Source organism: Chryseobacterium sp. WLY505, assembly GCF_030846215.1.
GTDB lineage: Bacteria > Bacteroidota > Bacteroidia > Flavobacteriales > Weeksellaceae > Chryseobacterium.
On the sequence record NZ_JAVCWI010000014.1, the window covers coordinates 36285 to 55076 of the forward strand.

At 34.9% G+C, this 18792-nt stretch carries 16 protein-coding genes; 7 read left to right on the plus strand and 9 right to left on the minus strand.

Translation table 11 applies throughout. The features are described 5' to 3' along the window. Positions 1–2: 2 nt before the first annotated feature. From RAH34_RS20370 to RAH34_RS20380, 3 genes are read right to left on the minus strand one after another with little or no spacing between them, the layout of a single operon-like run. Positions 3–2255, minus strand: coding sequence for a T9SS type A sorting domain-containing protein (locus RAH34_RS20370; RefSeq protein WP_306597335.1), 2253 nt, complete (start codon positions 2253–2255; stop codon positions 3–5). A gap of 1 nt (position 2256) precedes the next feature. Further along, a complete protein-coding gene (locus RAH34_RS20375) occupies positions 2257–3207 on the minus strand; it encodes a bifunctional UDP-sugar hydrolase/5'-nucleotidase (protein ID WP_306597336.1) in 951 nt (316 codons plus the stop codon). A 2-nt stretch (positions 3208–3209) separates the two neighbouring features. Further along, complete coding sequence (locus tag RAH34_RS20380) at positions 3210–3965, minus strand: 5'-nucleotidase C-terminal domain-containing protein (protein ID WP_306597337.1); 756 nt, start codon at positions 3963–3965, stop codon at positions 3210–3212. 107 nt (positions 3966–4072) lie between these two features. On the opposite strand from RAH34_RS20380, the gene dapA reads away from it, so the two are divergent. From dapA to RAH34_RS20400, 4 genes are all read left to right on the plus strand, one after another. Further along, entirely contained in the window at positions 4073–4945 is an 873-nt protein-coding gene (dapA, locus tag RAH34_RS20385; protein ID WP_114820693.1) for a 4-hydroxy-tetrahydrodipicolinate synthase, read from the plus strand. Positions 4946–5063: 118 nt separating this feature from the next. Beyond that, complete coding sequence (locus RAH34_RS20390) at positions 5064–5567, plus strand: GNAT family N-acetyltransferase (protein ID WP_306597338.1); 504 nt, start codon at positions 5064–5066, stop codon at positions 5565–5567. 294 nt (positions 5568–5861) lie between these two features. Next, a complete protein-coding gene (locus RAH34_RS20395) occupies positions 5862–6443 on the plus strand; it encodes an AraC family transcriptional regulator (protein ID WP_114820695.1) in 582 nt (193 codons plus the stop codon). Continuing rightward, positions 6436–6885 carry a response regulator gene (locus tag RAH34_RS20400; RefSeq protein WP_306597339.1) on the plus strand — a complete coding sequence of 150 codons (450 nt, stop codon included), beginning with the start codon at positions 6436–6438 and terminating at the stop codon, positions 6883–6885. Before RAH34_RS20395 ends, RAH34_RS20400 begins: the two co-directional genes overlap by 8 nt. 610 nt (positions 6886–7495) lie before the next feature. Here RAH34_RS20400 and recG read toward each other — a convergent pair. From recG to RAH34_RS20430, 6 genes are all read right to left on the minus strand, one after another. Continuing rightward, positions 7496–9583, minus strand: a complete 2088-nt coding sequence (gene recG, locus RAH34_RS20405; protein ID WP_306597340.1) for an ATP-dependent DNA helicase RecG — start codon at positions 9581–9583, stop codon at positions 7496–7498. Between the two features lie 165 nt (positions 9584–9748). Next, the gene (locus tag RAH34_RS20410) at positions 9749–10282 is read right to left on the minus strand and encodes a thioredoxin family protein (RefSeq protein ID WP_114820698.1); all 534 of its coding nucleotides are present in this window, start codon (positions 10280–10282) and stop codon (positions 9749–9751) included. A 41-nt stretch (positions 10283–10323) separates the two neighbouring features. After that, positions 10324–11835, minus strand: coding sequence for a peptide MFS transporter (locus RAH34_RS20415; protein WP_114820699.1), 1512 nt, complete (start codon positions 11833–11835; stop codon positions 10324–10326). Positions 11836–11858: 23 nt separating this feature from the next. Next, on the minus strand, positions 11859–12851 hold the full coding sequence (locus RAH34_RS20420) for a YhcG family protein (protein ID WP_306597341.1): 993 nt from the start codon (positions 12849–12851) through the stop codon (positions 11859–11861). A 58-nt stretch (positions 12852–12909) separates the two neighbouring features. Continuing rightward, the gene (locus tag RAH34_RS20425; protein WP_306597342.1) at positions 12910–14664 is read right to left on the minus strand and encodes a peptide MFS transporter; all 1755 of its coding nucleotides are present in this window, start codon (positions 14662–14664) and stop codon (positions 12910–12912) included. 134 nt (positions 14665–14798) lie between these two features. Further along, the gene (locus tag RAH34_RS20430) at positions 14799–16454 is read right to left on the minus strand and encodes a peptide MFS transporter (RefSeq protein WP_306597343.1); all 1656 of its coding nucleotides are present in this window, start codon (positions 16452–16454) and stop codon (positions 14799–14801) included. Between the two features lie 266 nt (positions 16455–16720). Between RAH34_RS20430 and RAH34_RS20435 the strand changes: the two genes are divergently transcribed. From RAH34_RS20435 to RAH34_RS20445, 3 genes are all read left to right on the plus strand, one after another. After that, the gene (locus tag RAH34_RS20435; RefSeq protein WP_306597344.1) at positions 16721–16924 is read left to right on the plus strand and encodes a hypothetical protein; all 204 of its coding nucleotides are present in this window, start codon (positions 16721–16723) and stop codon (positions 16922–16924) included. Positions 16925–16993: 69 nt separating this feature from the next. Further along, positions 16994–17818: a GLPGLI family protein gene (locus tag RAH34_RS20440; RefSeq protein WP_306597345.1), complete on the plus strand. Its 825-nt coding sequence runs from the start codon at positions 16994–16996 to the stop codon at positions 17816–17818. A gap of 139 nt (positions 17819–17957) precedes the next feature. Beyond that, the gene (locus RAH34_RS20445; RefSeq protein WP_306597346.1) at positions 17958–18782 is read left to right on the plus strand and encodes a GLPGLI family protein; all 825 of its coding nucleotides are present in this window, start codon (positions 17958–17960) and stop codon (positions 18780–18782) included. The last annotated feature ends 10 nt before the right edge of the window (positions 18783–18792 follow it).

The following is an 18792-nucleotide window of genomic DNA, read 5'->3' on the forward strand; positions in this document are numbered from 1 at the left end:
AATTAGTTGACTACTCCTATTTTGGCGGTAGCTTTATCAGATCCGTCTTCATTCGTCATCAGAACAAAATAAATCCCTGAAGCTACTCTTGTTCCTTTCTGATTATTCAGATCCCATTCATAATATCCTCCTCGTGCTACAGCTGAGTGAACTACATTACCTGCAGCGTCCACAATTCTTATATTGGTTTTTTCCGCAAGACCTTTTATCGTTACTTTTCCTTTGAAATTAGAATACACAACAGGATTAGGATATACTACCACATCACCGAAATTGGAAGTTACATCCGCAACATCTCCCTGATAGGTTACAATACCATTATACGTTACAAAATAGACTTTACCTGTTTTCTTATCAACTTTTATATCGGTAACACTATTCGTAGGAAGGGGTGAATTTTCCTTTGTAAAATGTTTTATAGTTCTCTGACCGTCTGAAGAGAGGTAGTAAACACCACCACCGTCAACAGATACCCACTTATAATCACCTGCATCTACTGCAATCTGAAGAATTGCTGATTCTCTGAAAAGCTCTTCACCCAAACCATTCTGCTCTATAACTATAGGTTCTACTTTAGGCTGTGCGCTTTTTATTTCTGATGCTGCGTTTGACATGATCCTCAGCCCTCCGTCTGTACCGATCCATGCATCACCAGCCTTATCAAATGCTACAGATAAAATTCCTCCTGAACTGTTAAATCCATTTGATGCTCCCAGAATATAATCTGAATCATCGGAAAGGTTGAGAGCATTTTTATAGTCATACACCCAGAAGTTATTAGATCTCGGTAGCGGAGTCCACAACATATTTTCGTGGAAAACAGGTTTTTGTGTACCATCACTGGCAAGAACTATTTTTTTGATAACAAAATCATCAGCTGCTTTATCATAAATTCCCATAGACGGGTTACCATCATTGAAACCAAATGATACAAAAAGATTGCTCTGAGAGTCTGTGGCAAAACCAACAGGACGTCTGTAATAAGGCTGTGCTCCGAGATTATAATACTTTACCAGTTCAAAATCTTTGCTGGTAGCATTGTACTTCATTTTGTAGACCCCATTATCAAACATCGTATAATTGGTAAAAAATACTTCATTATTACTAAAAGGACTTAATGTTGCATCCAGTACATTGATGGACTGTGGGTTATTAACAAAAAAAGAAGGATACACCCATTCTGTACCGGTAAAATAATAAAATCCAGGTTTTTTAGGATTACTAACCGGTTCGTTATAATTATTAGCTCTTGCTCCGGTAGAGACCAGAAGTTGGTTATTATCAAAAAGATTGATATTATAAGCAAAATTGAAGTAAGGTCCGGAAGGTTTAAAAGTATTGTTACTTTCATCCTTGACTCCTGATAATACTGTTCCTCCAAAAATCTTTCCCCCGGCTGTTAATGCAGTATTGCATTCTTCACCAAGGCTTACCGCATTTTGTGATACTCCATTAATACCATATGTATATACTCTGTTATCGGTAACGGTAATACTGTTGGAAGTAATCACCACATCCCTTATTTTTTCAAAAGTAGTAGGAAGTGGTGTTGGAGTACCATTATTATAAATATAAGCTGCTGTAGCCGTTGAGAAAACCAATTCTGATTCTGAATCTATATGTTTGAAAGCTCCTGGAGCCTCCGTTGTCCAGGTAGAATATACGGGAAACGTAGTATTCATTTGATGGCTCTTCAATCCCGTATCCGTTACAGAATATACTTTATTCCCGAAGATCGTAGCTTCATTACTTGCCTGATAAACCCCACCGGAAAGGAAAAATGCAGAATCACCAAATTCTTTATTCTGAAGGTTAAATATGGAAACTCCATACCCAACAGAAATGACAGCCTGATCTCCGGTTATAGAAATGTGGTTAATCTTTTTATCTCCATTATATCCTGTAGCAATAGGAATATCAACAATATATTTGATTTCCTGAGGTGTAATAACATCCATGGATCCGTTTTCATAACCGATAAGCCCTGTTTTGGTCTGTGGATTATAATCGAAAGCGGTAATTCCGATGTTGTGCAGGCCATTGGCTTTAGATAACTTCGTAATTTCTCCTGTTGATATTGTATAATAGAATATTCCGTTTTGAGTGGCTGCAATAATTTTTCCATTGTCTTCTTTCATGGCTAAGACATTACTGTAGGAAAAAAGATCTGCCCACTTTTTGGATGAAATAACCTGTGCTTTTGTCAGCTGCAGGGATGCTAAAATACCAAGAGAAATTATAGAGAGTTTTTTCATATTATGCGGTTATGCTGCTATCTATCACCTGATTGTTCCAGGAAATATGCTGTACGTTTTTGTTTGTATCAAAATAAAAATCGATCCTACCTAAAAGAAGACCTGCCCATCCCACCTGATTAACAAGGACATTTTTGCCCTGTCTGTTGGTAAAGGTCTGAGGTTCCGGTAAGAATGTATGAGTATGGCCTCCTAAGATAATATCAATATTTTCTGTATTGGCCGCTAAAATTTTATCGCTTATTTTACTTGGTTCGTCCTTGTAGTCGTAGCCGATGTGTGAAAGACAAATCACCAGATCACATTTTTTCTCTTTTTTCAGGAAATTTGAATAATGCTGTGCTACATCAATCGGATTGGAATAAACGGTTTCTCCATACTGCTTTTTACCTACAAGACCATCCAGCTGGATTCCCACTCCGAAAATTCCTACTTTGATTCCATTCTTGTTGAATATCTGGTAGGGAGAAGTTTTCCCGTCAAGAACCGTATTTTTAAAATCATAATTGGAACAGATAAAAGGGAACTTCGCATTAGGAAGCACTTTTAAAAATCCATCAAGTCCATTGTCGAAATCATGATTTCCCATAGTAGAGGCATCATATTTCATCATAGACATTAATCTGAACTCCAGTTCTCCTCCAAAGAAATTAAAATAAGGAGTTCCCTGGAAAATATCTCCGGAATCAAGAAGAAGAACATTACTTTCCTGGCTTCTGATCTGTTGGATTAAGCTTGCCCTTCTTGCAAAACCTCCCTGATTGGGATTTTTGGTATAGCTCGCGTCGAAAGGTTCTATTCTGCTATGTTGGTCATTGGTATGAAGAATAGTCAGTTTATTTGCAGATTGTAAATTAAGGATTTTTAATTCCTCCGCCATCATCATATTGGGAGCTAAAGCCATTGCTAAAGATCCGCCTCCTATTGCTTTTAAAAAACTTTTTCTATCCATTATTACTTCCCGATAAAATTTAAACGAACATCCGAATTGACTACCACTTCAGGGGATTTTTTAAAATAATCGATAAATAAATCTCTCATTTTAATTCCTGTAGCAATAGATTCTCCTTTAGCAAAGAATTTCATATTGTCTCCTCCCAGTGCAAGATAATCTGAAGTCGCAATATAATAATCTTTAGCAGGATCTACTGTATTACCGTTGATTAAGGCTTTGATTACCTGTCCGTTTTTTGTTTCAATGTATAAATGAGAAACAGGATTGTTGACCTGCGTTTTTGCATAATACTCAAAAAGCCCCTGTAAATCTGCTCCTTTCATTTTTACAATTACCACTTCATTTTCAAAAGGCATTACTTCAAATACATTTTTAAGTAAAATATCTCCTTTTCCAATAGTGGTTCGGATTCCTCCGATATTGATCAGTGCAGCATCTACGTTTTGCTTAAGATGAGTTTTGATCCATTCATTACCTCCTTCAAACGTATAGTCAGCTAAAAGATTACCCAGATTGCTGTTATCGCCCTGTTTGGTAAGATCCACATTGGTGTGTGAGATCTTCTGGTTCATTTCTTTATCCAGTTTCTGCTTATAAGGTTCGATAAATTTTACAAACTCCTCATCATTCTTTAGCTCATTATTAATAGAAATATTTTTCTGGGTCTTTACATTCACAAGCTGCGGCACAGAAGCCGTTTTGCATGCAGTAAGCGACACCAGAGCAATTCCCAGTAACAAGAATTTATTTTTCATAATCTCTTTTAGTATATGCAAATATAACTATATGTATAATAAAACATTATTATTTATTACAAATTCTTACTGTAAATTATTAAATTTGACAAAAATAATTCTAACAGATGAGCATTTTAAAAGGAGTAGGTGTTGCATTGGTAACGCCCTTTAATGAAGATTTATCCGTTGACTTCGACAGTTTAACAAAACTGGTGGAGTACAATATCGAAAACGGAACCAATTATTTAGTTGTATTGGGAACAACGGCAGAAGCCGCAACGCTTTCTGCTGAGGAGAAGAAACAGGTAATTGAGCATATCATTAAGGTGAATAATAAACGTCTTCCCTTAGTTTTGGGAATTGGCGGTAACGATACTCTTGACGTCAAGAAACAGATTGAAGAAGCAGATCTTTCTGCATTTGAAGCCGTACTTTCAGTATCTCCATATTATAATAAACCCAACCAGGAAGGTCTTTATCAACATTATAAAGCTTTAGCTTCCACAGGAAAAAATATTATTATTTATAATGTTCCGTCAAGAACAGGACAAAATGTTGAAGCAGATACTACGCTTCGTCTTGCAAAGGAATTTCCTAACTTATTCCTGATTAAGGAAGCTTCTCCTAATATTCTTCAGTATTTTGATATTCTGAGAAAGAAACCTGAAGGATTTTCTTTAGTTTCAGGAGATGATGAATATACATTGCCGGTAACTCTTGCAGGAGGAGATGGAGTAATTTCCGTAATCGGGCAGGCATATCCTAAAGAGTTCTCCACGATGGTACAGCTGGCTTTCGAGGGTAAGGTAAAAGAAGCTTATGAAATTCACAACAAACTGGTAGATATTACCCGTCTGATTTTTGCAGAAGGTAACCCTTGTGGTATCAAAGTAATCCTGGCAGAAAAAGGAATCATCAAAAATTACCTGAGACTTCCTTTGGTGAAAGCTTCAGAAGGTCTTCATGCAAAAATTAAAGCTGAAATGGCTACAATTTAATAATGAACCGGCAAAATGAATTTTAATCATGTTAAAACTCATCAGTCATCATTGAACAATATAAGGAGTGAAAAGTTTAGGCTTTTCACTTTTTTTAATCATCATAATATAACCAGTCATGAAATTACAACAGGCAACAGAAGCAGATATCCCTTTGATTCAGGATCTTGCAAGACGATCATGGGAAAATGCTTATGCAGACATTCTTTCGAAAAAACAAATGGAGTTTATGCTCTCAGAAATGTATTCTGAAAAGGAAATTTTACATCATTTTCAAAATCCGTATTATCATTATTATCTTATTCAGGATGAAAGTAGTAATACCAGTGAAGGCTTTATCGGATATGAGCACAACTATGAGGAGAAAACCACCAAGTTACACAGGATTTATCTGGTTCCTGAGAGTAAAGGAAAAGGATTTGGGAAAGGAGCCCTTCAGTTTCTGAATAAAAAAGTTTCTGAAAACGGAAACAACAGAATTATCCTGAATGTTAATAAATACAATGCTGCCAGAAACTTCTACGAATCCCAGGGATACAAAGTGTATGACGAAGGCGTTTTTGATATTGGTAACGGTTTTGTGATGGATGATTATCTTATGGAGTATCTAATTCACAGATAATTGACTTAAAATTTTGTAACTTTATCCTGTAATTCTATAACAAGTGATTTCTTTTTTTGATTCATCTTTGCTTCAGAACCAAATCACTTATACAATACATTCATATGCTTGGTTTTGAGCTGAAAAGCTTTTTATCAGTATATTTTTTTCATCCTTAGTGTTTAAATTCCTGTATTCTAAAATACAGGAGTTTTTTCGTATATATCGTAAAATATTAAAAATATACACCTATTTCACATTTACTTGAAATAAATTATTATATTTACTAAATAATATTGGCTTATATATACTAGGATGAAAATGTATGTTAAATTTGATTTCAATGCCCTTTGTAAAAAGGTATTGGACGAAAAACTTAAAGAACACGGGCTGAAGTACAGATTACTGAACTTCGGTGAAGTGGAATTCTATGAGCCCCTTACACAGGAACAGCACAATCTTTTCAAGAAAAATCTTGAAGATTATGGAATCGAGATCATAGAAAGCCAAAAAAGCGCGCTGGTTCAGAAAATAAAAGATACTATTGTAGAACTCGTCTTTTCTGATGAAATTATACCCGTAAAAGCCTCCATCTATATTTCTGAAAAGCTGAATCACAGCTACGGATATCTTTCCAATCTTTTTTCAGAAGTTGCTTATACCTCTATAGAGAATTTTATTATTCTGCAAAAGATTGAGCATGCAAAGGCTTTGATCATAAGAAACAAACAAAGCCTTACAGAAATAGCTCATAAGCTGAATTATTCCAGTGTGGCGCATTTGAGTACCCAGTTCAAAAATACAACAGGGATCACTCCATCCCAGTTTCAAAAAATTATAGGCAAACGAAGAAGAGCACAAAGCACGGTAATAAACCCTAAAATGCAGTATGAATAAAGAATTTCTGAACGTAATTGTAGCAGATAACGATGAAAACACTTTGATTTTTTTTAAAAATATTCTGAAAGAGTTGAAAATCTCTATAAAAGTTCAATGTTTCAGTAATGGGAACAGTCTCATGGAATACCTGAATAATGATGATGCCGTAGTTCCTGAACTTGTTTTTATCAATTACAGAATTCCCGGAAAAGAAAGCATGGAATGCCTGAAGGATATCAGTTCGAATTCAAAATTCAGCAATATGGTAACGGCTATTTTTTCAGATGCTATTCCTGAAAGTGAAATAGAAGATATTTTTGTACAAGGAGCGCATATTTTTATGAAAAAACCGGAGTGTTTTGAGAAGCTTAAAAAGGTGCTTACAGAAGTTATTACCATCAATTGGCAGTATCATACTTCAGGGTTGAATAAAGATAATTTTATCTTGAAAGTACTATAAATAAGGGATTTATTAATTTAATATTAATAAATTCTAAATCGTATTTATAGCATACTATTCACAAATAGGTGAAAATTTTATAACTAATAATTAAAATAATATAAAAGGCATCTGAATTAATATACTGACATTTGTAAAAGTAAACTGAGACACAAATTTGATTATATAGTAGAAGATACAGGTGAATGAAAAGTAATTGTTTCTAAAGAACAAAATTATATAAATCACGATGTTAGTTAAACAAAATGGATTATACTAATTTTCCAATTATAAAGCACAGAAGATCTTTAAACAAAACGGTACAATCATGAAAACTCAATAAGTAGTTGGAGATATTTTTATTCGTTTCATTCCCTCATCTCCACCGAAAAACAGTTAGTTTTTATAATAAGCAAGTTGGAAAAAATAATTCATTTTGTTTTTTATAATTTATTTTAATAGTTATGGTTTTAGCTCATTATTATATTGTTATATAAATATTTTCACACCACATCACAAAATATTAAGCCTGAACTATTAAAATAAATTTTTTTTGGACATACCAAAAAGTAATTTCTTCTAAATAACAGTTTTATAAGGGGGCCGCAGGAAGTTTTTTTCTGCGGTTTTTTTATGATATTTTACTCCACTTATTTTTTCCTTTGTAGTATCTGATATAATAATTTTTGATGATCAGATTATCAGGTCTTGAAAGCATAGGATCTGCTTCAAGTATTTTTTCTACTGTATTTTTTGTTGTTTTGATGATCGCAGAATCATTAATAAGATCCAGTCTTTTAAAATCTACCACACCACTTTGCTGAGTACCCAATATATCTCCGGGGCCGCGAAGCTGCATATCCACCTCAGAAATTTTAAAGCCATCATTGGTTTCAGTCATTGTTTTAATGCGTGTTCTGCTTTCTTTTGATAATTTATCGGAGGTCATCAGGATACAGTAACTCTGTTCAGCACCTCTTCCTACACGCCCTCTGAGCTGGTGAAGCTGTGATAGTCCGAATCTTTCAGAACTTTCAATCACCATTACCGAAGCATTCGGAACGTTTACTCCCACTTCAATTACCGTTGTTGCAACCATTATCTCAGCTTTTCCCGATGCAAAATAAGCCATCGCAGCATCTTTTTCATCCGGTTTCATTTTCCCGTGAAGCATGGTCACATTGTATTCTGAAAAATAATCCATCACATGCTCCAAACCTTCCATCAGGTTTTTATAATCCAGGGTTTCCGATTCCTCGATGAGAGGATATACGAAATAAACCTGTCTGCCTTTTTTAATTTCATCTTTACAGAAGTTATATACATACAATCTGTCTTTTTCCCGGCGGTGAGCTGTGATAATAGGCTTTCTCCCCACTGGCATCTCGTCAATCACGGAAACATCAAGATCGGAATAAAAACTCATGGCCAGAGTTCTTGGAATAGGAGTGGCAGTCATCACCAGAATATGGGGTGGAATCTTATTTTTAGCCCACAGTTTAGCCCTTTGAGCAACCCCGAATCTATGCTGTTCATCAATAATGGCTAATCCCAGATTTTTAAATTTAACCTTGTCTTCTAACACAGCATGAGTACCTACTAAAATAGAAAGTGTACCATTTTCCAGTTCTTCATGGATGATTCTTCTTTCTGCTGCTTTGGTAGAACCTGTAAGTAGGCGGATATTGATTCCTGTTTTTTCCAATAGTCCTTTGATACCATTGTAATGCTGTTGGGCCAAAATTTCTGTGGGAGCCATGAGACAGCTCTGAAAACCATTGTCCATGGCAATAAGCATGGTAAGAAGGGCAACCATCGTTTTTCCTGATCCTACATCACCTTGCAAAAGCCTGTTCATCTGAATCGGCCTTTTCATGTCCATTCTTATTTCCTTTAAAACCCTTTTCTGTGCATTGGTAAGCTCAAAAGGAAGATGGTTTTCATAAAAATCATTGAAGTGATCTCCAATAATCGGGAAAGGATTACCGTGGGATTGTGTTTTATGATGAAGTTTCTTTAAGCCATATCCTAACTGAAAGAAAAACGATTCTTCAAATTTCAGTCTGTAATCTGCCTTATCAAAATGTTCCTGATCTTTTGGAAAATGAACATTCAGAAAAGCATGCTGTCTGGACATGAATTTAAAGGTTTTCATCAGATATTCCGGGAAATTTTCTTCAATAAGACTTGGAATTTCTTTGCAGATATTTCTTAAGGCATTCTGGAAAAATCTTTGATTCAATCCTCGTTTGGTTAGTTTTTCAGAACTCGGGTAAATGGGTTTAAGACGAGTGTCTCCCTCTTTTTTTTCTTCTGCTTCAATTTCCGGATGTGGCATAGAAAACTGACGGTTGAAAACATTGATCTTCCCGAAAATATAAACTTCCCTGTTGATTGGAAGCTGTTCTTTCAGCCACTTTGAATATTGAAACCAAACCAGATCTATACTGCCTGTTTCATCATTGAACTTTGCTGATAATCGTTTGGTTTTACCGGTCTGAATTTCCTGTACCTGAGTAATTTTTCCCTTCAATTGTATTTCCTGACTGGTTTCTTCTCTGAGTTGAGAAACAGTATAGATTTTACTTTTGTCCAGATAACGGATAGGATAGAAATTCAACATGTCTTCTACGGTAGATAGACCCAACACACTTTTGATGAGTTTGGCTCTTTCCGGACCTATTCCTTTTACGTATTCTATGGAGGTTTCGAGATTCATTGTCAGGTTTCAGGATGCTGTTTTTCGAATTTTTTGATCCTTATTTCAGATGATAAAAAATAAAGGTTCGAATTTCGGTAAAATAAAAAAGACTTCCAAAAAATTGGAAGCCTCTATAGTGAATTTTTAGAATTGAAAGAGAAAATCCTGTTTCGAAGTTCTCAATTAATCTTTAATTTTAGATTTGAATTTTTTCTGATAATCCTCCCATTGTTCTCTGGTTTTAATCTTTTTAAACAAATCTTTTGAGATCAGTTCCAGATAAGGTTCCAGTTCTTTGGCAGACAGTTCGCCCTGAAGAATGGTGATGGGATTGCCATGTTCATCCAGAAATACTGTGCTTGGAACAGCCCCTACATTCATATACTGTGTAAACTCATGCAGAGAATTTTTCCCCTTTTTATGTTCAGCATTAGGATTTGAAAATGTTCTTCCAAAGATTTCAATGCTCTTTTTTTCTTCTGCATTAAATTTTACAGGATAATAATTTTCATTTAAAATCTGAGCCAGTACAGGATGGCCATATGTTTTTTTATCCATTATTTTACATGGACCACACCAGTCTGCATAGAAATCAATTAATATTTTTTTTGGACTTTCCTTTTGGGCTTTTAAAGCTTCGTCAATGGTCATCCATTTTACCTGGGCAAAACTAAAATTTATTAAAAGTAAGAGAATTATGCTTAAAATTTTCTTCATATTGTGATATTTAGGTAAAAATAAGCATAATTACTTATTCTTTATTTTACATCCTGCATTAATTTTTTCACGTACGGAGATATCAAAATTAATACCACTCCGGCAATTACCGCGTATAATCCCAATTGTTTATATCCATCGGTATAAGTGATCAAAGCATCATAGTTGGTGGAACCTTCTTTTGAAGTAGCAAGACTTGCCCCGATAATCCCGGCAACGTACTGTCCATAGGCCGATGCAAGGAACCACATTCCCATCATCATTCCCTGAAGATTCTTGGTTGAAAGCTTCGTCATAATGGATAATCCGATAGGAGAGAGGCATAATTCCCCAAGGGTAATAATAAGCAGTGCCAGGGTAAAGAAATTCAGTGAAGTGATTCCCTGAAGGTCTGCGAACAGGCGCGTTGCAAATAAAACGTAATATCCTAATCCTAAGAAAATAAATCCTAATCCGAATTTGATAATCGTGTTGGGTTCAATTTTTCTTTTGTTCAGCCAGATCCAGAGAAGTCCGATCAATGGAGCAAGGAAAATGATGAAGAAAGCGCCTCCTGAGTTATTCACCCCATTTGGGTCTAATCCGAAAAGATCCTTATTCAGGTTTTTGGCAGCGAAAATACTTAAAGAACCTCCACTTTGCTCATAGATTCCCCAGAATATGATTGAAAATATAATGAAAACCAAAGCTGCCCAAAGTTTTTTGCGCTCTGAAGCCGTTACTTTAGACATTTCATAGAATAAATAGATCAAAGTTAAAGGCCCGATGGTCCACATAAAATAATCTGTATATTCTGTCTTGGCTACCATGGTCATGATGATGGGTACAAAAACTAAAGACAAGACATATACTCCGTATTCTTTCCATTTCGGTATCGGAGCTGTTTTTACCTCTGCTAAAGGGTGGCCCGGCTGTAAACCGATAGTCCCTAATGTTCTTTGTGTAAAGACAAAATTGATCAAGCTTACGACCATTACTATTGAAGCTAATCCAAAAGCAATATGCCATCTCATTTCTTCTGCAATAATGTTGCTTAAAAATTCTCCTTTACCTATTGCAATACATAAGTAACCACCTAGTAAAGCTCCAAGATTAATTCCGGCATAGAAAAGCGAAAAACCTGCGTCTGCTCTAGAGTCATTAGGTTTGTAAAGCTGTCCAACCATTGATGAAATATTAGGTTTGAAGAAACCTGTCCCAACTACGGTGAATGCTATTCCTAAGAAAAAGAATTTATGGGGATCGGTAGCAAGAATTAAACTTCCTACGATCATCAGAAGACCGCCCCAGAAAAGAGACTTTCGGAATCCTAAGATTTTATCAGCAAAAAGTCCACCAACAAAGGTAAAGGCATATACGAATGCCTGGGTGGCACCATATTGAAGGTTGGCTTCTTTTTCATGGAAATTAAGCTGTGAAATCATAAAGAAAACCAGCATTCCACGCATTCCGTAGAAACAGAAGCGTTCCCACATTTCAGAGAAAAACAGGCTCCAGATTTGTCTGGGATACTTTCCTTTGAAATTTTGTATTTCATCTAAAGTTAAGCTCATAATGATATATGATTAAGTTCTAATTAAGGGTTTTTATCTTTCTGATCCAGTTCAAAACGGATTCTGTCCTGGTCAATAATTTGTTTTAATTCTTCTTCTTTTGGGAGGTACAGCAGGTATTTACTGGCAAATAAATTGTTTTTATCATTCAAAACGGAATATTTTACAATGGTCTCATCCTTTTCTGAACATAATAAAATTCCGATGGTCGGATTATCACCTTCACCGCGTTTCAGATCATCATACATTCTTACATACATATCAATCTGTCCGATATCCTGATGAGAGAGTTCTCCGGTTTTCAAATCAATGATGACAAAGCATTTTAAGATGTAATTATAGAAGACAAGGTCAATATAAAAATCCGATGTATCCGTTGAAATATGTTGTTGTCTGGCTACGAAAGCAAAACCTTTCCCAAACTCCAGTAAAAACTTTTGAATATGATCAATAATGGCTGTTTCAATTTCCTTTTCAGAGAATTGTTCATCAGCTTTTAAACCAAGGAATTCAAAAATATAAGGATCTTTTAAAACACTGTGAATAGTTTCCGGAGAAGATTTTTTATGCTCTAAAACTCTTTCGTAAGCAAGGGAATTGATTTGTCTTTTGAGATCTCTATAGTTCCAGTTATTCTGAATGGACTCATTGATATAATAATCCATTTTATCGGCATTGTCAAGCCTTATCAATAATCTGTAATGGGTCCAGCTCAATTCGTGACGCAACGCGTCACATATTGGAAATGTATGATAAAAAGAGCGCATATTTCTTAAATTACTTTCATCAAACCCCTTCCCAAATTCTAAGGTAAGCTTCTGAGAAAGTTTTTTCAGTGTATATTTTCCGTATTCTGCACGTTCTCTTCCCTGTTGTTCATCTTCAACAATCAATTTTCCAATCTGCCAGTAAGTGAGCAGTAGAGTAGAATTCGCTATACGAAACACTTTTTCGCGCGATTGTCTAATGATTTCCTTTACGGATTGGAATAAAGAATCTTCGGAAATTTCCATCATACGAAAATAAAAAAAACCTCTGACTTGGCAGAGGTTTTATTATATTTTGTTGATACAATTAGTTTACACCATGCATCATTTTCTTCAGGATAGGTGAAATTAAACCTAAGATTACAGAAGCAATCCCACAAAGTACTACGAATACCATGAAGAATTCGAATAGATTGTGGATTTCAAATCCTACAAAAGTAGGGTTGTGTAATGGTAACTGAGCTTTATCAAAAGCAGCAACCTGATCTGCTGTCAAGGTTACTTTTTTATCTAAAACATCCTGCAGATTAATACCCATTTCTTCAGCTTTCTTAAATTTATCACCTGTTGCAGGGATGAGTGCTCCTAATGAACCTGCCAATGCATAACCGGCAGCGTTAGAAATGAAGAAAACACCATAAAGTAATGAAGCAAATCTTTTCGGAGCCAGTTTACCAACCAATGATAAACCAATTGGAGAAAGACAAAGCTCACCACAAGTCTGGATGAAATAGAGTAACATTAACCATTTGATGGCTAACAGACCTGAGTTTCCAAGATCTTTTACATTGTGTGCAATAATGAAATAAGAAAGAGCGATCAATGCTAATCCCATTGCTTGCTTGAACGGAGATACAGGCTCTTTTCCTTTAGCTCTTAACTTGTCCCAGCATAAACTGAAAGGAACCGCTAAAAGAACTACGAAAATACCATTAAAGATCTGAACCATTGAAGGCGGCATATTCCATCCGAAAATGTTTCTGTCAGTCTGGTTATCTGCAATAAACGTTAATGAAGATCCAGCCTGCTCAAATGCTGCCCAGAAAAAGATAATAAAGAATGATACGATGTAGATTACCCAGATTCTCTGTCTTTCCACTTTATTTTCTGCAGAAGACATAATTAAGAATGCTAGAGCAATACCAGCCGAATAGATGAATGGATAAATGATCCCTTTAATCAACTGTCCCATTTCTACGGAGTTGAATCCAAATTCACCTACAAGAAGGTATCTGAAAACGAAGAATAAAACAACAAATATTCCACCAGTGATTCCTAAAGCCTGGCCAGAGAATTTAGCAGTTTGTGTTTCTCCTTCTTCAAAGTCAGCACTTGTATTGTTTTTCGGTAATCCCCCGATAGGTCTTCCTTCAGGAGTTACTACATATTTATTTTTAAGGATAAAGAAGGTAACAGTTCCGATTACCATCGCAATAGAAGCGGCTAAGAATCCCCATTTGAATGCGAAGATATCTCTTACTCCGGTTGCAGCATCTTTTACGTCTCCTACGTATGGACAGATAAACTGACCAAGGAAAGCCCCGATGTTGATCCCCATGTAGAAAATAGTGAAGGCAGAATCCAGTTTAGATTTTTCCTGTTTTGGATAAAGGCTTCCCACCATTGAAGAAATATTCGGTTTGAAGAATCCGTTACCAAAAATGATCACGAATAATGCCAGCCACATGATAAGTTTAGCACTACCAATATCCGCTGAGAAAGTAGAGGCACTGATGAATAATAAGAACTGGCCAATAGCCATTAATGATCCACCAATGATGATCGCATATCTGTTTCCGATATATTTATCAGCAATAAATCCTCCCAAAAGAGGTGTTAAATAACATAAAGCTAGAAATCCACCATAGATGATTGCTGCATCAGCTTCTTTTATTAATAAGGAATTTACCATGAAGAGCGTCAAAAGAGCTCTCATTCCATAAAAGTTGAAACGCTCCCACATTTCTGTTCCGAAAAGAACCCATAATCCTTTAGGATGCCTGGAATTCTTATTCTCTACAAATTCATCCGGTTTCGGACTCAATGCTTCAATATTATCCATTTCTATTGTTAATTTTTGTTAAGACTGACAAATATAGTTTATTTTGGGTTTTTGGCAAGGTTTTAATTTTATTTTTAAATAAAAAAGCTGCGGGACTATTCCGCAGCTTAGTTATTGTTATAATATTAAGCATTTTAATGCCCTTTTTCTGTCATAATCTTATTCAGTCTTTTTAACATAGAAAGACCTAAAAGTGTAGCAAATATTAACAAAGCGAAGTTAACAAGGAAATAATTCGTTTTGTTTTCGTAATTGTACCATGTACTTGCCAGAATTCCTGAAAGCTTATTTCCAACTGAGTTAGCCAGGAAAAATCCTCCCATCATCAATGCTGTAATCCTTGCAGGCGAAAGTTTGGATACAAAGGAAAGTCCCATTGGAGATAAGCATAATTCTCCGATGGTAATCACTCCATAACTGGCAACCAGCCATAGAGGAGATACTTTTACAGCGCCATTCTCTCCGGCCATTACCGCTAAAACCATTACCAAACAAGAAAGTCCCGAAATAAATAGTCCTAAAACAATCTTGGTAGGCGTCAATGGTTCTTTTCCTTTTCTTCTCAATAATGCCCAAAACCCTACAATAACAGGAGTTAACGCAATAACCCAGAACGGATTGATAGATTGGAATAATTCTGTATTGTATAGATAAACTTTGTTTTCCGGATTTTTCTCAAGAGCAGCACGCTGCTCAGGGGATATGTTTTTAAAGTATACATCTTTTCCCATTTCCTTTTTAGTCTCCCCATTATCATCTTTCTGAGAACGGAACTGGTTATCATAAACAGGAGTTTCTTTATCTTCATAGCTCTTCCCATCCACCATATAAATTCCTTCCAATGGCTTTTCAAGAGAAGCAGGAACACTTCTGTCCGTGTAATAATTAGCCCATCTTGTTAAAGCTGTACCGTTTTGTTTGAAGACCGCCCAGAAGAACATACTGATCAGGAATACAGAAAGTAATGCTCCGATAGAGGCTTTTTCATCAGGTTTAGCTTTAAAGTAAAGAGATGCATAGAAATAAATAACGGGTACACAGGCGAAAATAAAGGCATCCGTACTGTCACTTCCAAAAATATTTCCAGGAATAAACCAACCTATTGCTCCGGCAACGATAGCAGGAACAAATACTTTGATCAGAATTTCTGAAAGCTTGGTATCTCCTTCCTGTACAGGTTTCATCTGTGCAGCGTGGATATAATGCTTTCTTCCTATAGTGAATATAACCATTCCGATCAGCATTCCTACACCAGCAGTGATGAAAGCTTCACCCCAGCCGAATTTATTACGCATAAAAGCCGCAATAATATTACAGATAAATGCTCCGATATTGATTCCCATATAGAAAATATTATATCCTGAGTCTTTATTTGCTTTATAAGGTTCTTCTGAATAAAGGTTTCCTAATAATGTTGAAATAGTAGGTTTAAAGAAACCGTTTCCGATAATAATTAAAGCCAGAGAGGCATAAAACAGAGGTAAGTCTTTAAAAACTCCCATACCTATATATCCTGCAGCCATTAAAAAACCTCCAAGATAAATAGATTTAATATATCCTAACACTCTGTCTGCCAGGAATCCTCCAATAAAGGGAGTCAGATAAGTTAAGGCAATATAAGTTCCGAAAATGTCATCAGCAGTTTTATCCGGAAGTCCAAGTCCGCCCTTCATGCCCGTAGGCTCAATAACATAGAGAACAAAGATTCCAAGAATCAGGTAGTACCCGAAACGCTCCCACATTTCTGTAAAAAAGAGAAAGGGAAGCCCTTTAGGATGTTTAGTCTTCATATAATCAATTTTCAAATTTCCCAAAAATAGCTTTTTAATTTCAATTGATAAAATAAATAATACTTACCTAAATGATTAATGAAATAAATATAAAATTTTAAGTGTAAAGAGTGATTTATATTGTTGGATTTAACTTGTACACAGAATATAAATAGTGTAATAAGGGATTGTACACGAAATATACAATAAGATTTCTCTATAAAGTGATATTTGTTTTCTAGTTTCAAAATGTCAATAATGACACGTTATTAAAAAAAACATTTATTATGAAAAAATTGAAAAAGATTTCGAGAGAAAATTTGAAAGGTTTAATAGGAGGTGGGCCTTTCCAACCAAGTGGAGATACAGGATGTAGCTATAAATGTTGCTCAGACAGAAACCCACAAGTATGTAGTGCAACGGTGACTGTTTCTGTAGAGCAATCTGGATCTGTTTCTTGTTCTGAGGGATCACATTTAGTTGCTGTTTAATTTTAATATAAATAGGAAAGAATACATCCGGCACTTTATAGGATGTATTCTTTATTTAAATTTACTGTTATGAAAATTATCATTATCCTATTCCTGTTGTACTCACAATTGATTTTTAGTCAGAATAAAAGATTTATTTATGAATACTCCTTTATTCCTGACTCAACGAATAGGACTCATGTTGTAAAAGAATTTATGTTTTTAGATATCTCTGATAGCAGATCCTTATTCTACAGTCAGCATAAGTATAATGAAGATTCAATATCTGTAGCTGAAGCTGAAAAGGGTAAATTTTATATACCTAATGCAGATATACTGTACAAAATAGAAAAGAAGAAAAATGATATATTCTTTTTAACAAGTGACTACGGATTAGATAAAATTAGAGTAAAAGATGATAGAAAAATGAATTGGAATATCCTTCCTGAGAGACAAAAATTTTTTGGTTATGATACCCAAAAAGCTTCTTTAGATTTTGTTGGAAGAAAATGGATCGCCTGGTTTACTTTAGATATCCCAATTCCAGATGGACCGTATAAATTTCATGGACTTCCTGGTTTAATTGTAAAAATTGAGGATGGTACTAAAAGTCATATTTATAATTTAGTAGAAATTAAAAACATTTCTGATGATATTAAATATCCTGAGCTAAACTCAAAAACTAAAGATATTATATTAAATGAGAATAAATTTAGAGAACTCTTTCAAAAATATAGAAATGATCCTGCTGCAGAAACCAGGCAACTTTATATGCAAGGAAAGATCATAGATCAAAAAGATAATTTAGGTAATTTCCGGAAAGGTGCTGAAATAGTACGGGATGTTGATCGATTAACAAAAGAAAGATTAAAAAAAGATAATAATATCATTGAGATTGATCTATTGAAAAAATGAATGTGAGCTCAATAAAAAAATGAAATTCAGAAGAAACTATAAGTTTTTCAAAAATAATTTGTCTGAATATCCGGTTCAGTATGAAAGAGCAGATCTGGAGTTCTTTATCCCGGAATTATTATCTGAAAATTAAATTATTATGAAAAACTTATTATTTATATTGCTGGGAACATGCATGATGTTTGCTCAGAACAGGTTCATCTATGAGATGAAATACAAGAAAGATTCCACCTCAAAAGATATCACCAGGGAAAATTATTATCTGGATATCACAAAAGATGATATTGCTTATTATAATAGACTGAATTATATTAGTGATTCATTATTTATTGCTACCGGGCAATATGCATTTAAAGGCAACAGGCTGACTTCTTTTTTAATAAAAAAGAAGGATGATAATATATACCAAAACTATGAATATATCGGAGATGTAAATTTTTATAAAATATCTGAGGAAGCAAAACAACAATGGAATATTACAGACAGTATAAAGGGTTCCACTAATTTCCAGCTTCAAAAAGCTACTACACAGTTCGGAGGGAGGAACTGGATCGCATGGTTTACTAAAGATATTCCGATGCCTTACGGGCCTTATAAGTTTAACGGATTACCGGGATTGATTATGGAATTGTATGATACAGAAAAGAATTATTATTTTAATGTGATTAAGAGTGAAAAGATTCCGGATGCTTATCAACGTAATTCATTGAATGCCTCTATATCCAGAGCAATTCCCGTTACCCAAAAAGATTTAAATAAACTAAGGTTGGACCTCTATTCCAATCCTTTTAAATATGCATTTAATGGAAATTTAACTATGCGCGAAGGGCAGAAATTGTTGTTGGAGGACGGAACAGTCTTGTCTAAAGAACAGCTGAAACCTGCAGAAGCCAACGAAAGAAAAAAGTTAAAAGCCTTTAATAATCCTATAGAACTGGATAAAGCGGTGAAATACCCTAAGTAATGAAAATCCC

Bases quoted from the DNA above. Each gene is read 5' to 3' on its own strand.
- RAH34_RS20440 (WP_306597345.1), top strand. From the start codon at position 16,994: ATGAAAATTATCATTATCCTATTCCTGTTGTACTCACAATTGATTTTT.
- RAH34_RS20425 (WP_306597342.1), bottom strand. From the start codon at position 14,664: ATGGATAATATTGAAGCATTGAGTCCGAAACCGGATGAATTTGTAGAG.
- dapA (WP_114820693.1), top strand. From the start codon at position 4,073: ATGAGCATTTTAAAAGGAGTAGGTGTTGCATTGGTAACGCCCTTTAAT.
- RAH34_RS20390 (WP_306597338.1), top strand. From the start codon at position 5,064: ATGAAATTACAACAGGCAACAGAAGCAGATATCCCTTTGATTCAGGAT.
- RAH34_RS20370 (WP_306597335.1), bottom strand. From the start codon at position 2,255: ATGAAAAAACTCTCTATAATTTCTCTTGGTATTTTAGCATCCCTGCAG.
- RAH34_RS20445 (WP_306597346.1), top strand. From the start codon at position 17,958: ATGAAAAACTTATTATTTATATTGCTGGGAACATGCATGATGTTTGCT.
- RAH34_RS20395 (WP_114820695.1), top strand. From the start codon at position 5,862: ATGAAAATGTATGTTAAATTTGATTTCAATGCCCTTTGTAAAAAGGTA.
- recG (WP_306597340.1), bottom strand. From the start codon at position 9,583: ATGAATCTCGAAACCTCCATAGAATACGTAAAAGGAATAGGTCCGGAA.
- RAH34_RS20375 (WP_306597336.1), bottom strand. From the start codon at position 3,207: ATGGATAGAAAAAGTTTTTTAAAAGCAATAGGAGGCGGATCTTTAGCA.
- RAH34_RS20430 (WP_306597343.1), bottom strand. From the start codon at position 16,454: ATGAAGACTAAACATCCTAAAGGGCTTCCCTTTCTCTTTTTTACAGAA.
- RAH34_RS20400 (WP_306597339.1), top strand. From the start codon at position 6,436: ATGAATAAAGAATTTCTGAACGTAATTGTAGCAGATAACGATGAAAAC.
- RAH34_RS20415 (WP_114820699.1), bottom strand. From the start codon at position 11,835: ATGAGCTTAACTTTAGATGAAATACAAAATTTCAAAGGAAAGTATCCC.
- RAH34_RS20380 (WP_306597337.1), bottom strand. From the start codon at position 3,965: ATGAAAAATAAATTCTTGTTACTGGGAATTGCTCTGGTGTCGCTTACT.
- RAH34_RS20420 (WP_306597341.1), bottom strand. From the start codon at position 12,851: ATGATGGAAATTTCCGAAGATTCTTTATTCCAATCCGTAAAGGAAATC.
- RAH34_RS20410 (WP_114820698.1), bottom strand. From the start codon at position 10,282: ATGAAGAAAATTTTAAGCATAATTCTCTTACTTTTAATAAATTTTAGT.
- RAH34_RS20435 (WP_306597344.1), top strand. From the start codon at position 16,721: ATGAAAAAATTGAAAAAGATTTCGAGAGAAAATTTGAAAGGTTTAATA.